Source organism: Waltera sp. (assembly GCF_046969025.1).
GTDB classification, from domain to species: domain Bacteria; phylum Bacillota; class Clostridia; order Lachnospirales; family Lachnospiraceae; genus Acetatifactor; species Acetatifactor acetigignens.
Genome location: NZ_JBKVQF010000046.1, coordinates 1 through 4,327 on the forward strand (window position 1 = coordinate 1; position 4,327 = coordinate 4,327).

Annotated in this window: 2 protein-coding genes; both read right to left on the reverse strand. The window is 49.6% G+C overall.

What is annotated here, in order from left to right:
• Positions 1-171: 171 nt before the first annotated feature.
• A complete protein-coding gene (locus ACLTOH_RS15145) occupies positions 172-3,282 on the reverse strand; it encodes a glycoside hydrolase family 2 TIM barrel-domain containing protein (protein WP_412224350.1) in 3,111 nt (1,036 codons plus the stop codon).
• 79 nt (positions 3,283-3,361) lie between these two features.
• On the reverse strand, positions 3,362-4,213 hold the full coding sequence (locus ACLTOH_RS15150) for a lytic transglycosylase domain-containing protein (RefSeq protein ID WP_412224351.1): 852 nt from the start codon (positions 4,211-4,213) through the stop codon (positions 3,362-3,364).
• Positions 4,214-4,327 lie beyond the last annotated feature (114 nt).

The following is a 4,327-nucleotide window of genomic DNA, read 5'->3' on the forward strand; positions in this document are numbered from 1 at the left end:
CGTCCTGCCTTGCCCGAAGATGAATTGAGAGGATAAATAAGCCGGCGGGAAAAACGCTTAGGCGAATAAAAAGAAACGCCTTGACATCTCTTTTGAAATGTCAAGGCGTTTTGTTATACCTGTCAAGGCGTTTCCGTCCGGCTGTTGCCGTATGGAAATCTGCCCGTCTGCTTATTCAATCACGATGTTGCTTTTAACCGGTGTCATGATGAAGGTAAATTCATAGTCACCGTAAGGCAGCATGTATTGGGGTAATGGAATCGCTCCCCAGCTGTTTACGCAGGCAAGTCCCATCTGAGCTTTGTCAATCAATACATTGGTCAGGTCGGCTTGTTCCACTTCGTTGGAGTGTTCCTGACGTTTTTCCCAACCTGAATCGAGTGATTCGATGGTGTAGTGAAGGGCAGAAGCCGAGAAAGGAGCTTCGGCCACAAACTGCAAGCCGCATCCGGCATCGTTCAACTGCTTCCACCAGCGGATGTCTGATTTGGTTCCGTTTTCCTGCGGACGGATGTAGGCATAGAACTGTTCGCTTACGGTCTGGTTATAAATGCCTAAGTCGGTACAGCTCTTGCGGTCGGCGTAGTTTTCCACCGGACCACGTCCGTAGTAAGAAATGTTTTCAAACGATTTCGGCATCACCAGCTGCATACCGAAGCGGAAGAGGTTGGATACTTTGGCACCCTTGTCGGCAGTCATCTTCTGTGTCACCTTCACAGCTCCTTCGTTGTTGATGGTATAAGTCAAGGTCAGCTTGGCAGATACGGCTTTCATTTCATATTCGGCAGTTACCACAGCCAGACCGTCAACGGTTTCACCTTTCAGTGACAAGAGTTTGATTTCCGGATTCTTCCATGCTGCGTATTTCTGTTGCAAGCCGGCTCCGAAGTCGTTGTCGGTCGGTGCACGCCAGAAGTTGGGCGACAAGGCTGCTCCTTCTTTAATCATATCCAGTCCGTCAACTTCATACTTGTCCATATATCCGTTGAACTTGTTGAAGCGGATGTTGAAGTGTTCGCCTTCTACCACCATGCGGTTGTAGTTCTCGTTTTTCACCACCGGACTTACCACTGCGAGATTGCTCTGTTCCACGTTCTTCAGTTCCATGGAAGGAGCTTTATACGGACTAACTTCCAACTGAGCTTTTGCCACTACATGACCGGCAGGAATCAATCCTTCGCGGTTCTTCTGTACATACTTCACGTTAAGCAGCGCTTCACCGCACTTGCATACATCACCCGTTTCAATGCGTACGGCTGCCGTTTGCTGCGGAGCCACGTTCAGATTCTCAATGCGTCCGCTGCGCACGGCTTTTCCGTTTTTCAGCAGTTCCCATTCAAGGGCATAGGCAGAAAGGTCGCGGAAGAAGTTTTCATTATACACGCTGATTTCACCTTTAGAAAGGTCTTTTGCCGTAGTCCAGATGTTCTGATAGTAGTAACCCACTTCATACATATGCGGGTTCGGCTTGCGGTCGGGGCTGATCAGTCCGTTGTCGCAGAAGTTGTTGTCGCTGGCATCGAATGCATTGAAGTCGCCTCCGTAGGCATAAATCATCTTGCCGTTCTTGCCGGTCCAGCGGCAAGACTGGTCAACGAAGTCCCAGATAAATCCACCCTGATATTTCGGGTATTTGCGGATGATATCCCAGTATTCCTTGAATCCGCCCTGTGAGTTACCCATGGCGTGAGCATATTCACACTGGATAAGGGGTTTCTGCTTGCTGTCATCTTCACTGTACTTGATGCAGCCGTTATAGTCGTAATACATCGGGCAGAAGATGTCGGTCTTCCCGTTCTGACCTGCCTGCTCATACTGTACGGCACGGCTTGGGTCTTCGGCTTTAACCCAATCGTAGGCAGCTTCAAAGTTCGGTCCGTATCCGGCTTCATTACCCAGTGACCAGAAAATGATACTCGGGTGGTTGAAGCTGCGCTGTACGTTGCGCTGGTTGCGTTCCAGGTGCGCTTTCTTGTAGGACGGATTCTTTGCCAGTGTCTTTTCATCATATCCCATTCCGTGTGATTCGATGTTGGCTTCTGCCACGACATAGATACCATATTTGTCGCACAGTTCATACCAGAAGTTATCGTCGGGATAGTGACAGGTGCGCACGGCATTCAGGTTAAACTGCTTCATGATTTGAATGTCCTGAATCATGCGTTCGCGCGATACATAATATCCTCCATCGGGGTCCATTTCGTGGCGGTCGGCTCCCTTGAAGAGCACCGGCTGACCGTTGACCAGAATCTGGGCGTTTTTCAGTTCAATCTTGCGGAAACCTACCTTTACGGGAACCACTTCGCTGATGGTATTTCCGTTTTTCAGTGTAGCACGCAGGGTGTAGAGGTAAGGCGTTTCGGCAGTCCATTTGTTCGGATTGTTCAGCTGGAGTGTAGCCGATACGTTGCCCGAACCTTTTACTTCATCGCTTGCCACCACGTTATTCTGCGCATCGAGCAGTTCCAGTGTCACGTTGGCACTGCCTTTCAGCTTGAGGTTGACAGCCAGCGAGCCGTTTTTATATTCGCTGTCGAGGTCGGGCGTTACGCGCAGGTCATCGATGCGCTTTTTGTTTCGGGTATAGAGATAGCAGTCGCGAGCCACACCGGTATAGCGGAAGAAGTCCTGGTCTTCCAGATACGTACCGTCGCACCAGCGGAATACCTGAAACGCAATCACGTTTTTCTGTCCCGGCTTCAGGTACGGAGTAAGGTCGAACTCAGCTTCCAGCTTGCTGTCTTCGCTGTAGCCCACATACTTTCCGTTCACCCATAGATACATATTCGAGCTGACTGCCCCAAAGTGAGCGATGATGTCTTTCCCTTTCCAGTCGGCAGGAACGGTAATTTCACGGCGGTAAGAACCTACATTATTGTTTTCGGTAGGCACATAAGGCGGTTTGCTTTCAAACTGGTTTCTCCATGCGTAACCCACATTGACATAAATCGGGTCACCGTATCCGTTGAGTTCCCATACGGCAGGTACCTGCATATCATCCCATCCTTTGTCATTAAAGTCGGTTTTCCAGAAATCAGTGGGGCGTGCATCTGCATTTTTCACCCAGAAGAATTTCCAGGTACCGTTCAGCGACATGAAGTTGTTTGATTTCTCTTTTACTGCCTGTGCAGCTGCCTCTGTGCTTTCATAAGCAAAAAAGTTGGCATGCATCGGGGCGCGGTTTACTGCATTCACTTCCGGGTCAAGCCATTCCTTGAAGGTCTGGGCATTTCCTGAAAGGGCACAGGCACCCAAGATGCCAAATAAGATTTGTTTTTTCATGGTAAAATTAAGTTGTAGATTAATTTGTATTCGGTTACAAATGTAGTTGTTTTTCTTTTCGGCAAGGTATAAAAATCGGTCAATTTACCACCCATTTCCGGTCATGAGGAATAATTAACAGCGGATTGTAATGCATTCCTTCCTTATCGGGGATGCGGATCAGATATTCCTTTCCGCTATGGTCGGGCAGGGAGGTACTGCGCAGCCAAGGGTTCATGTTCCGCAGCAGGGCATAAGTAATGCCGTGGCTTTTGGCAAAGCGTGCGAGGTCGTTGATGGTCGATGTAACCTTAATGTTCCGGTAAGGAACGGGCGGATACAGGTCGCTTGCCCGGAGATGGAAGCCGAACTGTGAGGGATTGGCAAGCATGATTTTTACGGCAAGAATGCGATAGACATAGCGGGCTGTTTCTTCCACCAGATGGAGGTCGAGGGCATTCTCGGTAAACTGCTTGTCTTGTTCGCGCGTGATGCGTCCCTGTCCCGCATTATACGATGCAGCCACGGTTTCCCAGTTGCCGAAGCGGGCATACGCTTGCTTGAGATAACGACAGGCAGCCTGGGTAGACTTTTCCACATGATACCGCTCGTCTACATGATGATTCACTTCCAGTCCGAACTCGCGTGCCGTTCCCTGCATGAACTGCCACAATCCGGCAGCACCGGCTCCGGAACGGGCAAGCGGGTTGACATTGCTTTCTATTGCCATGAGATATTTGAAGTCGTCGGGAATTCCGTTTTCTTTCAAGATAGGCTCTACAACGGGAAAATACCGGTTTGCCCGTTTGATGATTTGCAGGGAAGTGCTGTGCATATACGTAAATGCCATCAGTTCGCGGTCCATCCGTTCATGACGGTCAAAGCGGGTGAGGTCGATGGGGATTCCGCAAAACTCCACCGATTTGGGGACGGTGATACAGCTGTAAGACATGTGTTGAGGCTCCTCCTGTTCTTGTGCCATCGACTGGCAGGGACCGAAACTGAAGAGGAAAGGAGATAAGGCGAATAAGCCAATGAAGATGGATTTGTGCATAATGGGTTATTG

Bases quoted from the DNA above. Each gene is read 5' to 3' on its own strand.
- ACLTOH_RS15145 (WP_412224350.1), bottom strand. From the start codon at position 3,282: ATGAAAAAACAAATCTTATTTGGCATCTTGGGTGCCTGTGCCCTTTCA.
- ACLTOH_RS15150 (WP_412224351.1), bottom strand. From the start codon at position 4,213: ATGTCTTACAGCTGTATCACCGTCCCCAAATCGGTGGAGTTTTGCGGA.